Annotated in this window: 14 protein-coding genes and 2 pseudogenes; 3 read left to right on the top strand and 13 right to left on the bottom strand. The window is 71.2% G+C overall.

The features are described from left to right. Positions 1–80: pseudogene (locus ABZ318_RS35320) on the top strand (transcriptional regulator); the annotation flags it as partial. A 1,105-nt stretch (positions 81–1,185) separates the two neighbouring features. On the opposite strand, the gene ABZ318_RS35315 reads toward ABZ318_RS35320, so the two are convergent. From ABZ318_RS35315 to ABZ318_RS35255, 13 genes are read right to left on the bottom strand one after another with little or no spacing between them, the layout of a single operon-like run. Beyond that, the gene (locus ABZ318_RS35315; RefSeq protein WP_356906520.1) at positions 1,186–1,947 is read right to left on the bottom strand and encodes a hypothetical protein; all 762 of its coding nucleotides are present in this window, start codon (positions 1,945–1,947) and stop codon (positions 1,186–1,188) included. A gap of 53 nt (positions 1,948–2,000) precedes the next feature. Beyond that, positions 2,001–2,543 carry a nuclear transport factor 2 family protein gene (locus ABZ318_RS35310; RefSeq protein WP_356906519.1) on the bottom strand — a complete coding sequence of 181 codons (543 nt, stop codon included), beginning with the start codon at positions 2,541–2,543 and terminating at the stop codon, positions 2,001–2,003. Between the two features lie 26 nt (positions 2,544–2,569). Continuing rightward, positions 2,570–3,334, bottom strand: a complete 765-nt coding sequence (locus ABZ318_RS35305; RefSeq protein ID WP_356906518.1) for a hypothetical protein — start codon at positions 3,332–3,334, stop codon at positions 2,570–2,572. Further along, positions 3,331–3,870 (bottom strand): hypothetical protein, encoded by a 540-nt coding sequence (locus ABZ318_RS35300; protein ID WP_356906517.1) that lies wholly within the window; start codon positions 3,868–3,870, stop codon positions 3,331–3,333. The genes ABZ318_RS35305 and ABZ318_RS35300 overlap by 4 nt, the downstream gene beginning before the upstream one ends. Further along, a complete protein-coding gene (locus ABZ318_RS35295; protein WP_356906516.1) occupies positions 3,867–5,141 on the bottom strand; it encodes an MlaD family protein in 1,275 nt (424 codons plus the stop codon). The genes ABZ318_RS35300 and ABZ318_RS35295 overlap by 4 nt, the downstream gene beginning before the upstream one ends. Next, positions 5,138–6,364 carry an MCE family protein gene (locus tag ABZ318_RS35290; RefSeq protein ID WP_356906515.1) on the bottom strand — a complete coding sequence of 409 codons (1,227 nt, stop codon included), beginning with the start codon at positions 6,362–6,364 and terminating at the stop codon, positions 5,138–5,140. Before ABZ318_RS35290 ends, ABZ318_RS35295 begins: the two co-directional genes overlap by 4 nt. Then, the gene (locus tag ABZ318_RS35285; RefSeq protein WP_356906514.1) at positions 6,361–7,389 is read right to left on the bottom strand and encodes an MCE family protein; all 1,029 of its coding nucleotides are present in this window, start codon (positions 7,387–7,389) and stop codon (positions 6,361–6,363) included. Before ABZ318_RS35285 ends, ABZ318_RS35290 begins: the two co-directional genes overlap by 4 nt. Further along, positions 7,386–8,435, bottom strand: coding sequence for an MCE family protein (locus ABZ318_RS35280; protein WP_356906513.1), 1,050 nt, complete (start codon positions 8,433–8,435; stop codon positions 7,386–7,388). The genes ABZ318_RS35285 and ABZ318_RS35280 overlap by 4 nt, the downstream gene beginning before the upstream one ends. Beyond that, the gene (locus ABZ318_RS35275; protein WP_356906512.1) at positions 8,432–9,487 is read right to left on the bottom strand and encodes an MCE family protein; all 1,056 of its coding nucleotides are present in this window, start codon (positions 9,485–9,487) and stop codon (positions 8,432–8,434) included. The genes ABZ318_RS35280 and ABZ318_RS35275 overlap by 4 nt, the downstream gene beginning before the upstream one ends. Continuing rightward, entirely contained in the window at positions 9,484–10,737 is a 1,254-nt protein-coding gene (locus ABZ318_RS35270; RefSeq protein WP_356906511.1) for an MCE family protein, read from the bottom strand. The genes ABZ318_RS35275 and ABZ318_RS35270 overlap by 4 nt, the downstream gene beginning before the upstream one ends. Before the next feature lies 1 nt (position 10,738). After that, positions 10,739–11,545: an ABC transporter permease gene (locus ABZ318_RS35265; RefSeq protein WP_030689715.1), complete on the bottom strand. Its 807-nt coding sequence runs from the start codon at positions 11,543–11,545 to the stop codon at positions 10,739–10,741. A 5-nt stretch (positions 11,546–11,550) separates the two neighbouring features. Then, positions 11,551–12,315 (bottom strand): ABC transporter permease, encoded by a 765-nt coding sequence (locus tag ABZ318_RS35260; protein WP_356906510.1) that lies wholly within the window; start codon positions 12,313–12,315, stop codon positions 11,551–11,553. Next, positions 12,312–13,322 carry an ATP-binding cassette domain-containing protein gene (locus tag ABZ318_RS35255; protein ID WP_356906509.1) on the bottom strand — a complete coding sequence of 337 codons (1,011 nt, stop codon included), beginning with the start codon at positions 13,320–13,322 and terminating at the stop codon, positions 12,312–12,314. Before ABZ318_RS35255 ends, ABZ318_RS35260 begins: the two co-directional genes overlap by 4 nt. 623 nt (positions 13,323–13,945) lie before the next feature. On the opposite strand from ABZ318_RS35255, the gene ABZ318_RS35250 reads away from it, so the two are divergent. Together ABZ318_RS35250 and ABZ318_RS35245 are read left to right on the top strand one after the other, a co-directional pair. After that, positions 13,946–14,581, top strand: a complete 636-nt coding sequence (locus tag ABZ318_RS35250; protein WP_356906508.1) for a hypothetical protein — start codon at positions 13,946–13,948, stop codon at positions 14,579–14,581. 105 nt (positions 14,582–14,686) lie between these two features. Continuing rightward, positions 14,687–15,145: pseudogene (locus ABZ318_RS35245) on the top strand (hypothetical protein); the annotation flags it as partial.

The following is a 15,145-nucleotide window of genomic DNA, read 5'->3' as shown; positions in this document are numbered from 1 at the left end:
GGTACGTCGACGTGTACGTGCCCGACGGGCCCCGCGACCCGCACTGGACCCTCTGGCTGGAGGTCTGGAACCGGTCGCAGCCGGGATGTGGCAGCGGGCGCTGCGGATCGAGACGGAATCCGACATGTCGCACGCCCTCCTCGACCCGGGCGACAGCGATCAGGACGGCGAGTGGGCGCTCTGCGTGTACAAGGGATGGAGCGGTGAACTGCCCGACCGTTACCCGTCGTTCCGCGCGTACATGGAGGCCATGTACCGAGGCTTCCACGGCGATCGGGCGGGGAACCCCGACTTCGTGAACGCGACCACGCGCTTCCAGGACGGCCAGGTGGACGCGGCCCGCCTGCTCGCCCTGCGCGGGCGGTACGAGGAGGCGCTGCCCCTGCTCGAGGAGGCGAGGTCCTTCGGACGGCCCCGGAGCGCCTTCCTGCTGGACCAGATGCGGCATCTGCTCGCTCCGGACAGCGCCCGGGACTACGGCCACCTGCTGGTTGCCGACCCGCTGTACCTGCCCGAGCTCCTCCCGGTGCAGGCCATGGCGCCGGCCCGCGGCGAATGGCGGCTGGGCGGGGACGAGCACTGGCTCGGGATGATGACCGCGCGCGGGACCGACCGGGAGACCGCCGAGACCGTACTGGGCACGATGAGGGACGGCACCTACCGCTACACACCTCCCGGTCCGTGGGGCCGGGCCGTCGCGGAGGCCCGGAAGTCCGCCCGCTGGGGGCAGACCGACGCCGCCTGGCGGGTGCTGCGGGAGGCGTTGCCGCGTCCGGGACGCGGACGTACAGCGCTCCAGCACGATCCCCGAGGAGCTGGACCCGGCCCGGCTGTTCCGCCCGGAGGACAGCGCGGCGGACGACGGACGGCGGTTCCTGGAGGCCCTGCACACCGCGCTCGGGCTGTCACTGCCCCGCTTCGCACTGACCCGGGGCAGGCTCCGCACCTTCACCACCCGGTCCTGGACCCGGGCGCCGCGCGAAGGCGAGGGTTTCGCCTACCTCAGCTTCGTGCGGCACCGCCCCTGATCCGGGGCCACCCTCCCTGCCCGGGACCGCGGGGGGCGAGCGGCGTCAGCGCCGGTGCTCCTCGCGCGGCCCCCACGACGTTCCGTACGCGCCGAGCAGGTCGAGGAACGGGCGGGCCGGTGGGCTCCGCGTTCTCCCTCGTTCCCGTGAGGGCGGCTCAGCGGCCGAAGGTGTCGATGTTCTCGACGAGCCAGCGTCCGTCGCGGTGCACGACGTCCAGGGCGAACATGGCGCCCGCGTAGACGCCCTGGTCCTGGGCCTTCGTCTGCTGCTTGCCGCCGCCGGCCGTGCTGACGCTGCTCTGGTCGGCGTAGACCAGGACCCGGGCGCGGTCGCCGTCGATCCGCTCGACCGCACTGTCGGTGACCGTCGTGGTGATCACCGTCTTCTGCCGGGCCGCCTGGGCGAGCACCCCGCCGAACAGCGTCCGGTGCTGGGCCACGGCCTTGCCGGTGAGGAGGGTCTTCCCGGCGCGTTCGAAGGGCCCCGTGTCGGCGTGGTCGTACGAGAAGAGCGCGGCGACGGCCGCGGCGGTCCGGCCCTTGATCTCGCTGGTACGGGCGAGGTCGGTGAGGGCCGTGTTGCCGCGGGCGGGGTCGTCCCGCAGCCCTCCCGCCCTGCTGTGCGCCCATCCGGCGAAGCCTCCGAGCAGGAGGGTCAGGACGCACAGGACGACGAGGGGAGCGAGACCGCGTCCCCCGCCCTTCGTGGCCCTCGTGGCGGCCGGGCGGTCCTCGGTCGCTTCCCCCGCCGGTGCCTCGGTCGCTTCTCGTGCGGGCTTCACCGCCGGTCGCCGCCCGGGGCGGGAGTCGGGTTCGGGCAGGAGGCCGACGGTCGTGTGGGCCCTGGCAACGGCCGGCTGGTCGGCGAGGGCCCGGCGACGGCGCTGGCGGTTGAGGTGGTGACGGGGCGTCGGCATCGTGCGTGTCCTTTCGGGTGCTGGCGGCTCTCGCGTACGGGACGGCGGCCCGGTCAGCCGGTCGCCGTGCCGCCCACGGGGGCCTGCCCCAGACCACTGAGCTTCCACTGGCCGTCGGTGCGGGTGAGCTCTCCCAGCATGCGGCTGTCCTTCTCCGTGCTCTTGCTGTCGGGCGTCGTGACGGTGACGCGCAGCGCGACGAGCAGCCGGGCCCGTCCGGCCCGGTCGTCGAGTTCGGTGACGGCGCCGGACAGCACCCGGGCCGTGGTCACCGTCCTCGCCGCCTTCACCTGGCTGGTGAACTCGTCCCGCCCGTCGACCAGTTGCTGGTGGAGTTCGCCGGTCGTCGAGGTCTCCCAGAGGTCGAGGCCCTGGTCCACGCGTCGGTGGTCGAGCGTGTTGAGGTTCTGCACGGCCTGCTCCCCCGCCGCGAGCGCCCGGTCGCGCTGCGCGGCGTACGCCGCGGAGTCGTCGTGGGCCGCCGCGTACCAGCTCCGGCCCTCCCAGGCGGCGAAGCCGCCCGCGACCAGGGTGAGCACGAGGGCCACGGCCAGGGCCGGCCGGTTGCCCGCCGAGGCGCGGACCTGGCGTGTCATGGGGTTCTCCCGTCTCCCGCTCATCGTCAGCGGGCCTTGATGTCGACGATCAGCCACCGGTCTCCCTGGTACTTCGCGGTGACGGTGAGCTGGGCCGCGGCGGTCGTGGCGGCGGCCCTGTCGCGCCGCGAGGTCTGGTCGAGGAAGACGAGGAGGCGCGCGCTGTCCCCGTCGAGTTCGATCACCCCGGTGCGGACGGCCTGGGTGGAGAGGGTGAGGCGCTGCTCGACCAGGTTCGTGCGGACCTGGGCGAGCAGGTCGCTGTACTGGCGGGCGGCGCGCCCGGCCAGCACGGTGCGCGAGGAGCGTTCCGCCGCGTCGGTGTCGGCGGGCGTGTAGGAGAAGACCCGGGCGAGGCCTTCGGCCACGTCGCCGCTGACGCGGGTGGTCGTCTCGGTGTCGGTGAGCGCGTGGTTGCGCGCCGACGGTGCCGAACGGAGCTGGTGGGCGGCGTAGTGGAACCCGGCTCCGCCGAGGAGGAGGGCGGTGACGGCGGCGGTCAGGGCGGCCTTCCGCCACGCGCCGGCGGGACGGCGGCCGCGGGACTTGTCCGTGCTCCCGTGCTCGTCCGCGCTCCCATGCTCGTCCGCGGCGCCGTCCGCGCCCGGGGCCCGCGTCGTGTCCTCGTCCGTGCCGGCCTTCGCAGGCTCGTCCGAGGGCTCCGTGGTGGCCCCGGCTTCTTCGGCCGTGGTCGTCCGCGCGCCTTCGTCCGGGGCCGGCTTCGCGTCCGCCTCCGGGGCCTCGTCGGTCCCGGTGTCCTCGCCTCTTGCCGTCCGCAGCAGTCGCGTCACTCGTCCCCGCCCTCCTTGCCCTTCTCGCCCTTCTCGCCCTTCTCCGCCTCCGTGACGGGTACCGCGCTCAGCGCCGCGACCCTCCAGGTGTTCTCGCCCGTGCGGGTCAGGACAGCCTCCAGGCGCTTGCGGTCGGTGGTCGCGGCGGCTCCGCGCGGGGTGACGTCGACGCGTACGGTCGCGATGAGTTTCGCCGTACCGGCTCTGGCGTCCAGTGCGGTGAGCGCGGCCTCGGTGACCGTGGCGCGGGCCGAGGCGCCCACCGCGGGCCGGGTGCGGCCCAGTTCGGTGCGGAGTGCTCCGGTGGAGGCGTCGCGCCAGGCCCGGATGCCCGCTTCGGCGCGTTCGCGGGTCGAGGCGTCGAGCGTGTTCAGGACGGTGAGACGGCTGCGGCCCTCGGCGAGCGCGGTGTCGCGTTCCCGGCTGAAGGCGAGCTCCTCGTCGGTGCGGGCCCGGGCGTAGGTCCAGGCACCGGTCCCGCAGAAGCCGAGGGCGATGACGAGGGCGCCGATGGCCAGGGCTTTCGCGCGCCTCATCGCGTACTCCCCGTACCGAGGCCGAGGAGGCCGGCCATGTCCGTCGGGCCTCCGGTCTGGCCGGGCAGCGCGAGCGCGCCGGGCAGGTCCGGCTGCGTGCCGGTCGTGGTGCGCGCGCTGCCGGAGGGCAGGGAGCCGGGCCGGGCCGGGGTGGGCACGCCGCCGCTTCCGGGGGCGTGGGCCGAGCCGCGGACGTTGACGCCGGTGGAGGCCGGGGAGGTGCAGGAGGCTCCGGTGTTGAGGGCGGGCGCGGTTCCCAGGTCGAGTCCGTTGCGGTAGCGCGTCCCGCCGTATCCGGAGGTGCAGGGCAGTGGTTTGAAGAAGGTGACGGCCATGCCGAAGTTCACGTGTCCTCCGTCGACGGTGGTGGCTCCCGCCGAGACGGCCGCCGGGAACTTGACGAGGAGTTCCTCCGTGCCGCGCTGTCGGGTGACGGCGATCTCCGAGGTGGTGAGGAGGTTGGCGAGGACGACGCCGAGGCTGGGGTCGAGGTCGCGCAGGAGGCCGCTGACCTGGCCGGTCGCGTCAGGTGTGACGGCGAGGAGGCGGCGCAGGTCGGCGTCGGAGCCCTTGAGGGTGGCGGCGAGGTCGCGGGCGCCGGTGGCGAAGTCCCGGATGGCGCGGCCCTCGTCGGCCTGGGTGCGCAGGACGACCTCGCCGTCGTCGATGAGCCGGGTCGTGGCCGGCAGGGAGCGGTCGGCGGCCTGGACGAACCTGCTGCCGTTGTCGAGGAGGACCTGGAGGTCGTCGCCGTGTCCCTCGAAGGCCTTGCCGAGTTCGTCGACGACCGTGCGCAGGGAGTCCAGGGGTACGGAGCGGGTGAGGTCGTTCATGCTCGCGAGCACGTCGGTGACGGGTGCCGGCACCTCGGTGTCGGACTGTTCGATGCGGGCACCGTCGGCGAGGTAGGGCCCGCCGTCGCTCTCGGGTCGCAGGTCGATGTACTGCTCGCCGACGGCGGAGAGGCCCGCGACGACGGCTCGGGCGTCGGCGGGGATGCGGGGGGCGGACTTCTTGATGCGCAGTTCGGCCACGACTCCGTCGGCGGTGAGGTCGATGGCTCCGACGCGGCCGACGGAGACGCCGCGGTAGGTGACGTCGGAGTGGGTGAACAGCCCTCCCGTACGGGCGAGGTGGACGCGGACGGTGTAGTGGTCGGCGACGCCGGCGTAGCGGCCGAGGTCGGCGTAGCGGACGCCGACGAAGCCGAGGACGAGTACGGCGATGACGAGGAACGCGAGGTTCTTCAGCCGTACGGTGCGGGTGATCACGGCTTCTCGCCTCCGTCCTTGGGTGTGGTGGTGGGCGCCGTCGCGGTGACCGGGGGCAGCGGCAGCGTCGATGGCGGGCTCTGGGTGCCGCGGTTCGTTCCCTCCCGGTCGCGCGAGGCCGGTGCCGGGTCCGGGGTCGACGGGGAGGGCGATGGGGTGGGTTCGGTCCTGGGGATGAGGGGCGGGATCACCTCGGTCCCGGGGGCGGCGGCGAGGTGCAGATAGGTGTTGAGGTAGTCGCCCTTGATGCCGCGCATGACCTCGTCGGTGAAGGGATACGTGAGGAGGACCTGGAGCGATTCGGGCAGGTCGGCACCGGCGTCCGCGAGTGCCGTCAGGGTCGGGGCGAGGGCCTTGAGGTCGGCGACCATGTCCTTCTTGCTCGCGTCGACGGTGCTGACGGCGACTCCGGAGAGGGTGTCCAGGGCGCGCAGCATGGTCAGCAGCGAGCCCCGCTGGTTCTCCAGGGTCTTCAGGCCGGGCGAGAGGCCGGTGAGGACGGTGTCGACGTCCTTCTTGCGGCCGGCGAGGGTGGCGGAGAGCCGGTTGACTCCGTCGAGGGCGCGGGTGATGTCGCCGCGGTGCGCGTCCAGGTTCGTGACCAGGGTGTTGACGCGGTCGAGCATGGAGCGGACCTCGGGTTCGCGGCCGCCGAGCGCCGCGTCGAGTTCCCGGGTGATGGTCTTGAGCTGGTTGACGCCGCCGCCGTTGAGCAGCAGGGACAGCGCGCCGAACACCTCCTCGACCTCCGTGTTGCGGTTGGTGCGCGCGAGCGGGATGACGCTGCCGTCGGTGAGGTGTCCGCCGCTGTCCTTCCGGGGGGCGACGAGCTGGATGTACTTCTCGCCCAGGAGGCTGGACTGTTCCAGGCGGGCGCCGGCGTCGGCGGGGAGCCGGACGTCGCCGTTGATCTTCAGGGTGACGCGGGCGGTCCAGTTACCGGTGCCGAGATCGATGGCGGTGACGCGGCCGACGGCGACGTCGTTGACCTTGACCGCGGACTGGGGCACGAGGCTGAGGACGTCGTCGATTTCGGCGGTGACCGTGTAGGGGTGGGAGCCGAGGTCGGCGCCGCCGGGCAGCGGGAGGTCCTCGATGCCGTCGAACCGGACGGGGTTCGCGGGGATCGCGCCGAGGACGACGGCGAGGCCGAGGCCGAGCGCGACCGCTCCGGCGGCTCCGGCCCCGAGGGCCTTGCGGGAGGGCGGGGTGTCCCGGTTCATCGCTGCCCCTCTCGGGTACCGGCCGAGGAGGAGCCGCCGGTCACCGGCAGCGGGAGCAGCGGCCCGCCCATGCTGATCTCGTTGAGGTTGGCGCGGCCGTCGAGGGTGCGGGTGTCCTTGTTGTAGGCGTTGACGACGTTGCCCGCGGCGAGCGGGGCGACGTCGAGCGCCTCCGCGAGGGAGGCCCGCTGGTCGACGAGGGTCTGGGTGAGGGGCACGAGCCGGTCGATGTTCTTCTTCAGTTCGCCGCGGTTGTCCTTGATGAAGGTCTTGACCTGGGCGAGGGCCTTGCCGAGTTCCTTCAGGGCGCCGGCGAGGTCGTCCTTGTTCTCGGCGAAGTAGCCGACGACCTCGTCGAGGCGTTCCTGCGCGGTGCGGACGTCGCCGTCCTTCTTCTTCAGCATGGTGGTGAAGGTCTGGAGCTGGCCGAGGGTGGTGAACAGGTTCTCGCTGCTGCCGTCGAGGGTCTTGGCGGCCTTGCCGAACTGTTCGATGGAGGTGCCGATGGCCGTGCCGTTGCCCTTGAGGTTCTTCGCTCCGGTGTCCAGGAGTTCGGAGAGGGCTCCGGCGGAGTTGGCGCCGTCGGGGCCGAGTGCCTTGCTCAGTTCGGTGATCGAGTCGTAGAGCTGGTCGATCTCGACGGGGGTGCGGTTGCGGGAGGCGGGCAGCTGGGCGCCGTCGGCGAGGGCGGGGCCGGTGCTGTAGGCGGGGGTGAGCTGGACGTACCGGTCGGCGACGATGCTCGGGGCGACGACGAGGGCCCGTGCGTCGGCGGGGACGCGTACGCCTTCGTCGAGGCGGAGTCCGACGCGTACCCGGGTGCCCTGCGGCTCCACGGATTCCACCTCTCCGACGCGGACGCCGAGGACGCGCAGGTCAGATCCGGCGTAGATGCCGACGGCCCGGTCGAACCAGGCGGTGACGCGGATGCCGTCGTCGTCGAGGGCGTTGACGGCGACGAGGCCGCAGGCGGCGAGCACCGCGAGGGCGAGCCCGGCGACGAGGGGCTTTCTGGGCTTGGTCATCGTTCACCGCTCCCCTTGGCCGTCGCCGTCTGTTTCGGCGGGAGGCATCCGGTCTTGGGCTGCGAGGCCTCGGGCAGATAGGTGCGGGGCACCACGCCGCACAGGTAGCTGTCGAACCAGCGGCCGCTGCCGAGGGTGTTGCCGACGAGCCGGTAGTAGGGGCCTATGAGCGCGAGCGTCTTGTCGAGCTGGCCGCTGTTCTTCTCCAGGACGCCGGTGACGCGGCTGAGGGCCTTCAGGGTGGGGCCGAGCTGCCGGTTGTTGTCGCCGACGATGCCGCTGAGTTCGGTGCCGAGGTCCCGGCTTCCCTTGAGCAGGGCGCGGATGGCCTCGCGGCGCTTCCTGAGCTCGCCGAGGAGCGAGCCGCCGTCCTCCAGGAGGATCTCGAAGCTGGACTTCTTGTCCTGGAGGGTCTTGGTGAACTTCTTGCTGTTCTCCAGGAGCCGGGCGAGCTGGGTGTCGCGCTTGGAGACGGACTTCGACAGCTCGGAGAGGCCGGTGGCGGCGTTGCGCACGTGCGGCGGGGAGTTCTTGAAGGTGTCGGAGATCGTCCGGAAGCTCTCCGCGAGCTTCTCGGTGTCGATGGCGTCGACGGTGCCGCTGAGGTCCTGGAAGGCCTGGGTCACGTCGTACGGGGAGGTGGTGCGGGACTGCGGGATGCTGCTTCCCGGGTCCTGGGGTGCGGAGCCCAGCGGGTCGAGCGCCAGGTACTTCTCGCCGAGGAGGGTCTTGATGGCGATGGCGGCGGTCGACCGGTCGCCGATCCAGGCGTCGCCGACCTCGAAGGTCACCTTGACCTTGGGCCCGTCGAGGGCGACCTCGGTGACCTTGCCGACCTTGACCCCCGCGATGCGGACCTCGTCGCCGGCGTCGAGTCCGGCGGCCTCGGTGAAGTCGGCGCTGTAGGCGGTGTCGCCGCCGACGAGGGGGAGCCGTTCCACGTTGTACGCGAGGACGGCCATGAGGGCGAGGACCAGCAGTCCGACGAGGGCGACGGCGACGGGGTTGCGCTCCTTGACCGGCTTCAGCCGGGGGCGAGGGCTCATCCGCGGCACCTCGTCTCGGTCACGGCGATGCCGGTCGGCGGCTTGGAGCCGTCGGAGGTTCCCACGCCGCTCACGCGCGCCTCGCAGAGGTAGAGGTTGAACCACGATCCGTACGAGGAGAGCCGGGCGAGGGCCGACAACTTGCCGGGGGTGCGGGCGAGGAAGGACTCGATGGCGGGGGTGTGGTCGCCGAGGGTGCCCGAGAGTCGGCCCAGTTCGCGGATGTCCTTCTTGAGGGGTGCGCGGCCTTCCTGGAGGAGGCCGGCGGTCGTCGTGGTGAGGTCGCCGATGGCCTTGACCGCCTCGCCGAGGGGTTTGCGGTCGGTGTTGAAGCCGGTGACGAGCTTCCGGAGGGTGACGACGAGGTCGTTGAAGCCGGCCTCGCGGGTGTTGAGGGTGGTCAGGACGGTGTTGAGGTGGGTGACGACCTCGCCGATGACCTTGTCCTTGGCGGCGACGGTCCGGGTGAGGGAGCCGATGTGCCGCAGGAGGCTGTCGACGGTTCCGCTCTCGCCCTGGAGGACCTGTACGAGGGAGCCGGCGAGGTCGTTGACGTCCGCGGGCGAGAGTCCCTCGAAGAGTGGCTTGAAGCCGTTGAAGAGCAGGGTCAGGTCGAGTGCGGGGGTGGTGCGGTCGAGCGGGATGGTGTCCCCGGCGCCGAGGGTTCCGGTCAGGTCGCCGGCGCCCTGGCCGAGGGAGACGTACCGCTGCCCGACCATGTTGAGGTACTTCACGGCGGCGGTCGCCGACCGGGGCAGGGTGCGGTCCTCGCGGACCGTGAAGGTGACCTGGGCGGTGCGCCGCTCGACGACGCGCACGTCGGTCACCTCGCCCACCTTCACTCCGGCGATGCGCACGGAGTCGCCCTCGACGAGCCCGGTGACGTCGGTGAACAGCGCCTTGTACGAGCGGGTCTCGGCGCCGACGCCGGTGTTGGCGATGCTGAAGCCGAGGACGGTGGTGGCGAGGGCGGTGACCAGGACGAACGCGAGGGACTTCAGCACGGTCCCGGTCAGGCCGCGCCGTCGCGTGTGGCTGGGTCGTGTCGTCATCGGAGGGTCACCTCCGCGCCGCGGAACGCGGGGCCGGCGAGGAGGCTGCTCCAGTCCGGCAGGTCGCCGGGCCGTTTCTTCGCCGCGGGCGCGAGCAGTTCGTTGACGAGGTCGTTCTCCTGCGGGGAGTTGGCGGGGCCGAGGTCCTGGTCGGCCGCGGCGGAGGCCCGGGTGGCGGGCTTGACCGGGACTCCGAGGTAGGGCACGGGATAGCAGTGCGGGCCGCCGCCGGAGCCGTACGAGGGCGTGTCACGGCCGGGGACGTAGGCGCCGCGGGAGGGGACGGTGGTCACCTCGACGTGCAGTCCGGGCCGGTCGGTGCCCTTGCCGAGCGCCTTGTCCATCGCGGGCACGAACTGGGCGAGGGTGCGCAGGGTGCAGGGGAAGGACGGGGAGTACTCGGCGAGCAGTTCCAGGGTGGGCCTGCCGGTGGCGCTGAGCCGGATGATGTTGCTCTTGTTCTGCCGGAGGAAGGCGGTCAGGTCCTGGGCCGTCCGGGTGGTGGCGCCGAAGGTGCCGGCCAACGCGCCCTCCTTCTCGGCGAGGGTGCCGCTGGTGGTGGTGAAGTCGGTGAGCGCGGTGACGATGTCCGGGGCCGCGTCCGCGTAGAGGTGGCTGACCTTCACGAGTTCTTTCAGGTCGCGGGTGAGGGCGGGCAGATGGGGGTTGAACTCACGCAGGTGGGCGTCGAGCTGGGCGAGGGTCTCGCCGAGCTTGTCACCGCGTCCCTCCAGGGCGCGGGAGACGGCGGACAGGGTCGCCGACAGCTTCTGCGGCTGGACGGCGGTGAGCAGGGGCAGGACGTTGTCGAGGACCTGCTGGAGTTCCACGGCGTTGCTCGACCGGTCCTCCGGGATGACGTCGCCGGGGCCGAGCGGCCGCGTGGAGGGGTTTCCGGGCGGTACGAGGGCGACGAACCGTTCGCCGAAGAGGGTGGTGGGCAGCATCTGCGCGCGGACGTCGGAGGGGACGTGGCGCAGGGTTCCGGGCCGCATGGCGAGGGTGAGCCGGGCCCCGCCGTCGGTGGCGTCGATGGCGCGGACCTCGCCGACGACGACGCCGCGCAGCTTCACCTCGGCTCCGAGGTGCATCTCGTTGCCGACGCTGCCGGTCTCGACGACGATCGGGTCGGAGTCGGTGAAGCGTTTGTCGTAGACGGCGACCGCCAGCGAGGCGAGCAGGACGGGTACGAGCAGGAAGACGATGCCGGCGAGCCGGCGGCGCAGGGTTTCGGCCGTGGAGTCGCTCATCTCACCCCGCCACCTTCACGGTCGTGGTCGCGCCCCAGAGGGCCAGCGACAGGAAGAAGTCGGTGACGCTGATCAGCACGATGGCGTTGCGTACGGAGCGGCCGACGGCGATGCCGACGCCGGCGGGTCCGCCGGAGGCGCGGAAGCCGTAGTAGCAGTGGGCGATGATCACCATCACGCTGAAGATCAGCACTTTCAGCACCGAGAGGAGGACGTCCGTCGGTGACAGGAAGAGGTTGAAGTAGTGGTCGTACGTCCCCTGGGACTGGCCGTTGAAGAGCACCGTGACGTAGCGGGAGGCCAGGTAGGAGGAGAGCAGGCCGACCGCGTAGAGCGGGACGATGGCGACGACGCCCGCGATGATGCGGGTGGTGACGAGGTACGGCATGGAGCGGATGCCCATGCCTTCGAGGGCGTCGACCTCTTCGTTGATGCGCATGGCGCCCAGTTGGGCGGTGAATCCGGCACCGACGGTCGCGGAGAGGGCGAGTCCGGCGACGAGCGGGGCGATCTCGCGGGTGTTGAAGTAGGCGGACACGAATCCGGTGAAGGCGGCGGTGCCGATCTGTTCGAGGGCCGCGTAGCCCTGGAGTCCGACGACGGTGCCGGTGAACAGCGTCATCGCGATCATGACGCCGATGGTGCCGCCGATCACGCCGAGGCCGCCGGAGCCGAAGGCGACCTCAGCGAGCAGCCGTTGGACCTCCTTGAGGTAGCGGCGCAGCGTGCGCGGGATCCAGAGGAGGGCCCTGACGTAGAAGAGGAGCTGGTCACCGGAGCGGTCGAGCCAGACGAACGGGGAGGCCATCGCCGTCAGCCCCCCTTCGGCGGGACGATCTGCAGGTAGATGCCCGTCAGCACCATGTTCACGAAGAACAGCAGCATGAAGGTGATGACGACGGACTGGTTCACGGCGTCGCCGACGCCCTTGGGTCCGCCGCGGGGGTTGAGCCCGCGGTAGGCGGCGACGATGCCGGCGATGAACCCGAAGACCAGCGCCTTGAGTTCGCTGATGTAGAGGTCGGGCAGCTGGGCGAGGGCGGAGAAGCTGGAGAGGTACGCGCCGGGGGTGCCGCCCTGGAGGACGATGTTGAAGAAGTAGCCGCCCAGCGTGCCGACGACGGAGACCATCCCGTTGAGGAGCACGGCGACCGCCATGGTGGCGAGGACGCGTGGGACGACCAGTCGCTGGACGGGCGAGACGCCCATGACCTCCATCGCGTCGAGCTCTTCCCTGATCTTGCGGGAGCCGAGGTCGGCGCAGATGGCGGAGCCGCCGGCACCCGCGATCAGGAGGGCCACGATGAGGGGGCTGGCCTGTTGGATGACGGCGAGGACGCTCGCGCCGCCGGTGAACGACTGGGCGCCCAGCTGCTGGGTGAGCGAGCCGACCTGGAGGGCGATGACGGCGCCGAACGGGATGGAGACGAGCGCGGCCGGCAGGATGGTGACACTGGCGACGAACCAGAACTGCTCGACGAACTCCCGGAACTGGAAGGGTCGTCGGAAGACGGCCCGGCTCACCTCGGCGGCGAGGGCGAAGAGGCGGCCGGTCTGCCGCAGCGCGCCGGTGATCACGAGCCGCTCCCGGTGGCCGGCATGGTCAGGGTGGGTGCCGCGGCTCCGCGCGCGTAGGTGTCGCGGATGGCGGCGCGGGCGGCGGGCGGCAGCTGGTCGAGCATGCCGAGGACGCGCTCGCGCCGTCGGGTGACGGCCGCGCGGGGCGGCAGGCCGGGTGAGGGTTCCAGCTGCGGGACGATGTCGCGGGGTCCCGTCGGGTGGCTCGCGGGGCCGGCCGCCTCCGCGGCGAGGAGGGCGGCGTCCTTCTCCTCGGACATGCCGATGGGGCCTTCGCGGCGACCGGCGAGGAACTGGGTGACGACCGGTTCGTCGCTGGTGAGGAGCACCTCTCGGGGGCCGAAGGTGACGAGCCTGCGCCGGAAGAACATCCCCATGTTGTCGGGGACGGTGGCGGCGATGTCGAGGTTGTGGGTGACGATCAGCATCGTCGCGTCGATCCGGGCGTTGAGGTCGATGAGGAGCTGGGACAGGTAGGCGGTGCGGACGGGGTCGAGCCCGGAGTCCGGTTCGTCGCACAGGACGATCTGGGGGTCGAGCACGAGCGCTCGGGCCAGTCCGGCGCGCTTGCGCATGCCGCCGCTGATCTCGCCCGGCAGCTTGTCCTCCGCGCCGAGCAGGCCGACGAGTTCGATCCGTTCCATGACGATGCGCCGGATCTCGGACTCCCGCTTGCGGGTGTGCTCGCGCAGGGGGAAGGCGATGTTGTCGAAGAGGCTCATGGAGCCGAAGAGGGCGCCGTCCTGGAACATGAGGCCGAAGAGTTTCCGGGTCTCGTAGATGTCCCGTTCGGGGCTGCTGACCATGTCGACCCCGTTGATGAGGACACGGCCCTGTTGGGGTTTGAGCAGCCCGATGAGCGATTTCAGGAAGACGGTCTTCCCGGTACCGGAAGGGCCGAGCATCACGCTGACCTCTCCGGCCGGCAGGGTCAGCGACACGTCCTGCCAGATGTTCTGCTTGCCGAAGGACATGGTCAGCCCCTCAACGACTACTTCGATTCCCATCCCACCTCCAGCAAGCGTGCGTCGGGGCGTGCGCCGCGGGCGCACGGTAAACCGGTGCGGATCACCCGGACAATAGGTGTGGCGTAAAATCCTTGATCCGCTCCGGCAGTTGTCACCGCGAAGACAAAGTCGGCTTCGACTCTTGTCTCCCCGGAGACAGATTGCCGCGCCGACCTGCGATCGAGCGTCGGCCCGGGGAACGTTACGGCCGAGTAACCTCTCACGGCAATACCGGAATCGGAGTTTTCGCGGACCGAAATCAGACGACGGGATATCTGTCAGTCGGGAGACAGTTCCGCCCGCTGGACTGTCACCGGCAAGAGCAAAGGGTCGATTCTCCGACCCCACAAGGGCGCATCACGCGCCAACCCGCCGCCCGCGCTTGTCCGATCGATCATAAATGTCGACATTACGCACCCCGGAACCAAGGGGATTCACGCCATCGCTCACCCGCTTGACAGGCAATTCGAGCTCTTCAAAGAATCATGGGCTGCGCCATTGTTCAGCTAAGTTTCCCGCAAGTAACGTCTGGTTCCGCGGCCGGGAAATGTCGGGCCGCCGGCCGCTCGACCCCCACCGCGGCCACCCTCTGCCGGTCAATCCCCAAGGAGAGTCCCAGAGCCATGAAGAAGCCGATCAGAAACCTCGCCGTCGTCGCCGGAGCCGCCTCGGCCGCGTTCGCCCTGGCCGTGAGCCCCGCGTCGGCGGTGGCGTCCACGGTCTGGACCGTCAGCCCGTCCCCGGCCAGCATCACCGCGGTCAACAGCGGGAACATCGTCCTCAGCGTCAACGGCATCGCCATGACGTGTACGAAGTCGAACGGTGCGGGCACGGGTCAGAGCACCACCGGCAACCCGGCGACCGTCGGCACCATCAACTCCATCGCCTTCGGCGCCAGCGGGACGCCCTGCACCAGCGTGCTGGGTCCCGTGACCACCGTCGCGACCACCCCGTGGACGATCGTGGCGCAGGACTACACCGCTTCGACCGGCGTCACCAAGGGCTACGTCGGCAACGTCGACGCCAAGGTGACGGTCGGCGCCTGTGTCTTCCGCGTGACGGGCAAGGCGTCCAGCACGTACACCAACTCGACGGGCGCGCTCGCCGTCAACAGCCTCTCGGGCGAGCTCACCGTCGTCTCGTCGAGCGGCTGCGGTTCGGCCGTCCCGGTCGGTGCCAAGCCCACCTTCAAGGGCACGTACCTCTTCAAGGTGGCGGGGACCAGCACCATCCCGACGATCGTCGGTTCCAACCCGTAAGGACGCAGGAATCCGCGTCCGTCCGACCGGCGACCCCGGCCGGGCGGGCGCGGGCCTGTGCGCGCCACCAGCCGCCGGCCGCTCCCCGAGGAGACTCCCCGAGTCATGACGAAGCCGTTCAGCAAACTCGCCGTCGATACCGCGGCGGCCTCGGCCGCTTTGACCCTGGCCGTGAGCCCCGCCTCGGCGGTGGCCTCGACGGTCTGGACCGTCAGCCCGTCGCCTGCCGACGCCACCATGGTCAGCACCGGGCACACGGCGTTCGTCATGAACGGCTTCATCATGACGTGCTCGAAGTCGACCGCGTCAGCCGCGCTGCGGAACGCCACCGGCAACCCGGCGGCGATCGGCTCCCTCGGTTCCGTCTCCTTCGGGGCCCCTGGGACACCCTGCACCAGCCTGCTGGGGCGTCCCACCATCGCCCCGGCAGCCCCTAGGGGGTGTCTTGCCGATCAGGCCGGGCTCGCGGCGCCTGGCACCGCGCCTCGCCGCGTTGTCGTCAGTCGACAACGCTCCTTCCCCAAGTTCTCGGCTTCGCTCGAACAGGGGAGACCCCACTGCCTC

The sequence above is a fragment of the Streptomyces sp. NPDC006197 genome (assembly GCF_040613865.1).
Taxonomy (GTDB): domain Bacteria; phylum Actinomycetota; class Actinomycetes; order Streptomycetales; family Streptomycetaceae; genus Streptomyces.
The sequence above is the reverse complement of the archived record's forward strand: the minus strand, read 5'-3'. Positions and strand labels throughout refer to the sequence as shown.

Bases quoted from the DNA above. Each gene is read 5' to 3' on its own strand.
- ABZ318_RS35315 (WP_356906520.1), bottom strand. From the start codon at position 1,947: ATGCCGACGCCCCGTCACCACCTCAACCGCCAGCGCCGTCGCCGGGCC.
- ABZ318_RS35310 (WP_356906519.1), bottom strand. From the start codon at position 2,543: ATGACACGCCAGGTCCGCGCCTCGGCGGGCAACCGGCCGGCCCTGGCC.
- ABZ318_RS35300 (WP_356906517.1), bottom strand. From the start codon at position 3,870: ATGAGGCGCGCGAAAGCCCTGGCCATCGGCGCCCTCGTCATCGCCCTC.
- ABZ318_RS35290 (WP_356906515.1), bottom strand. From the start codon at position 6,364: ATGAACCGGGACACCCCGCCCTCCCGCAAGGCCCTCGGGGCCGGAGCC.
- ABZ318_RS35285 (WP_356906514.1), bottom strand. From the start codon at position 7,389: ATGACCAAGCCCAGAAAGCCCCTCGTCGCCGGGCTCGCCCTCGCGGTG.
- ABZ318_RS35280 (WP_356906513.1), bottom strand. From the start codon at position 8,435: ATGAGCCCTCGCCCCCGGCTGAAGCCGGTCAAGGAGCGCAACCCCGTC.
- ABZ318_RS35275 (WP_356906512.1), bottom strand. From the start codon at position 9,487: ATGACGACACGACCCAGCCACACGCGACGGCGCGGCCTGACCGGGACC.
- ABZ318_RS35270 (WP_356906511.1), bottom strand. From the start codon at position 10,737: ATGAGCGACTCCACGGCCGAAACCCTGCGCCGCCGGCTCGCCGGCATC.
- ABZ318_RS35265 (WP_030689715.1), bottom strand. From the start codon at position 11,545: ATGGCCTCCCCGTTCGTCTGGCTCGACCGCTCCGGTGACCAGCTCCTC.
- ABZ318_RS35255 (WP_356906509.1), bottom strand. From the start codon at position 13,322: ATGGGAATCGAAGTAGTCGTTGAGGGGCTGACCATGTCCTTCGGCAAG.
- ABZ318_RS35250 (WP_356906508.1), top strand. From the start codon at position 13,946: ATGAAGAAGCCGATCAGAAACCTCGCCGTCGTCGCCGGAGCCGCCTCG.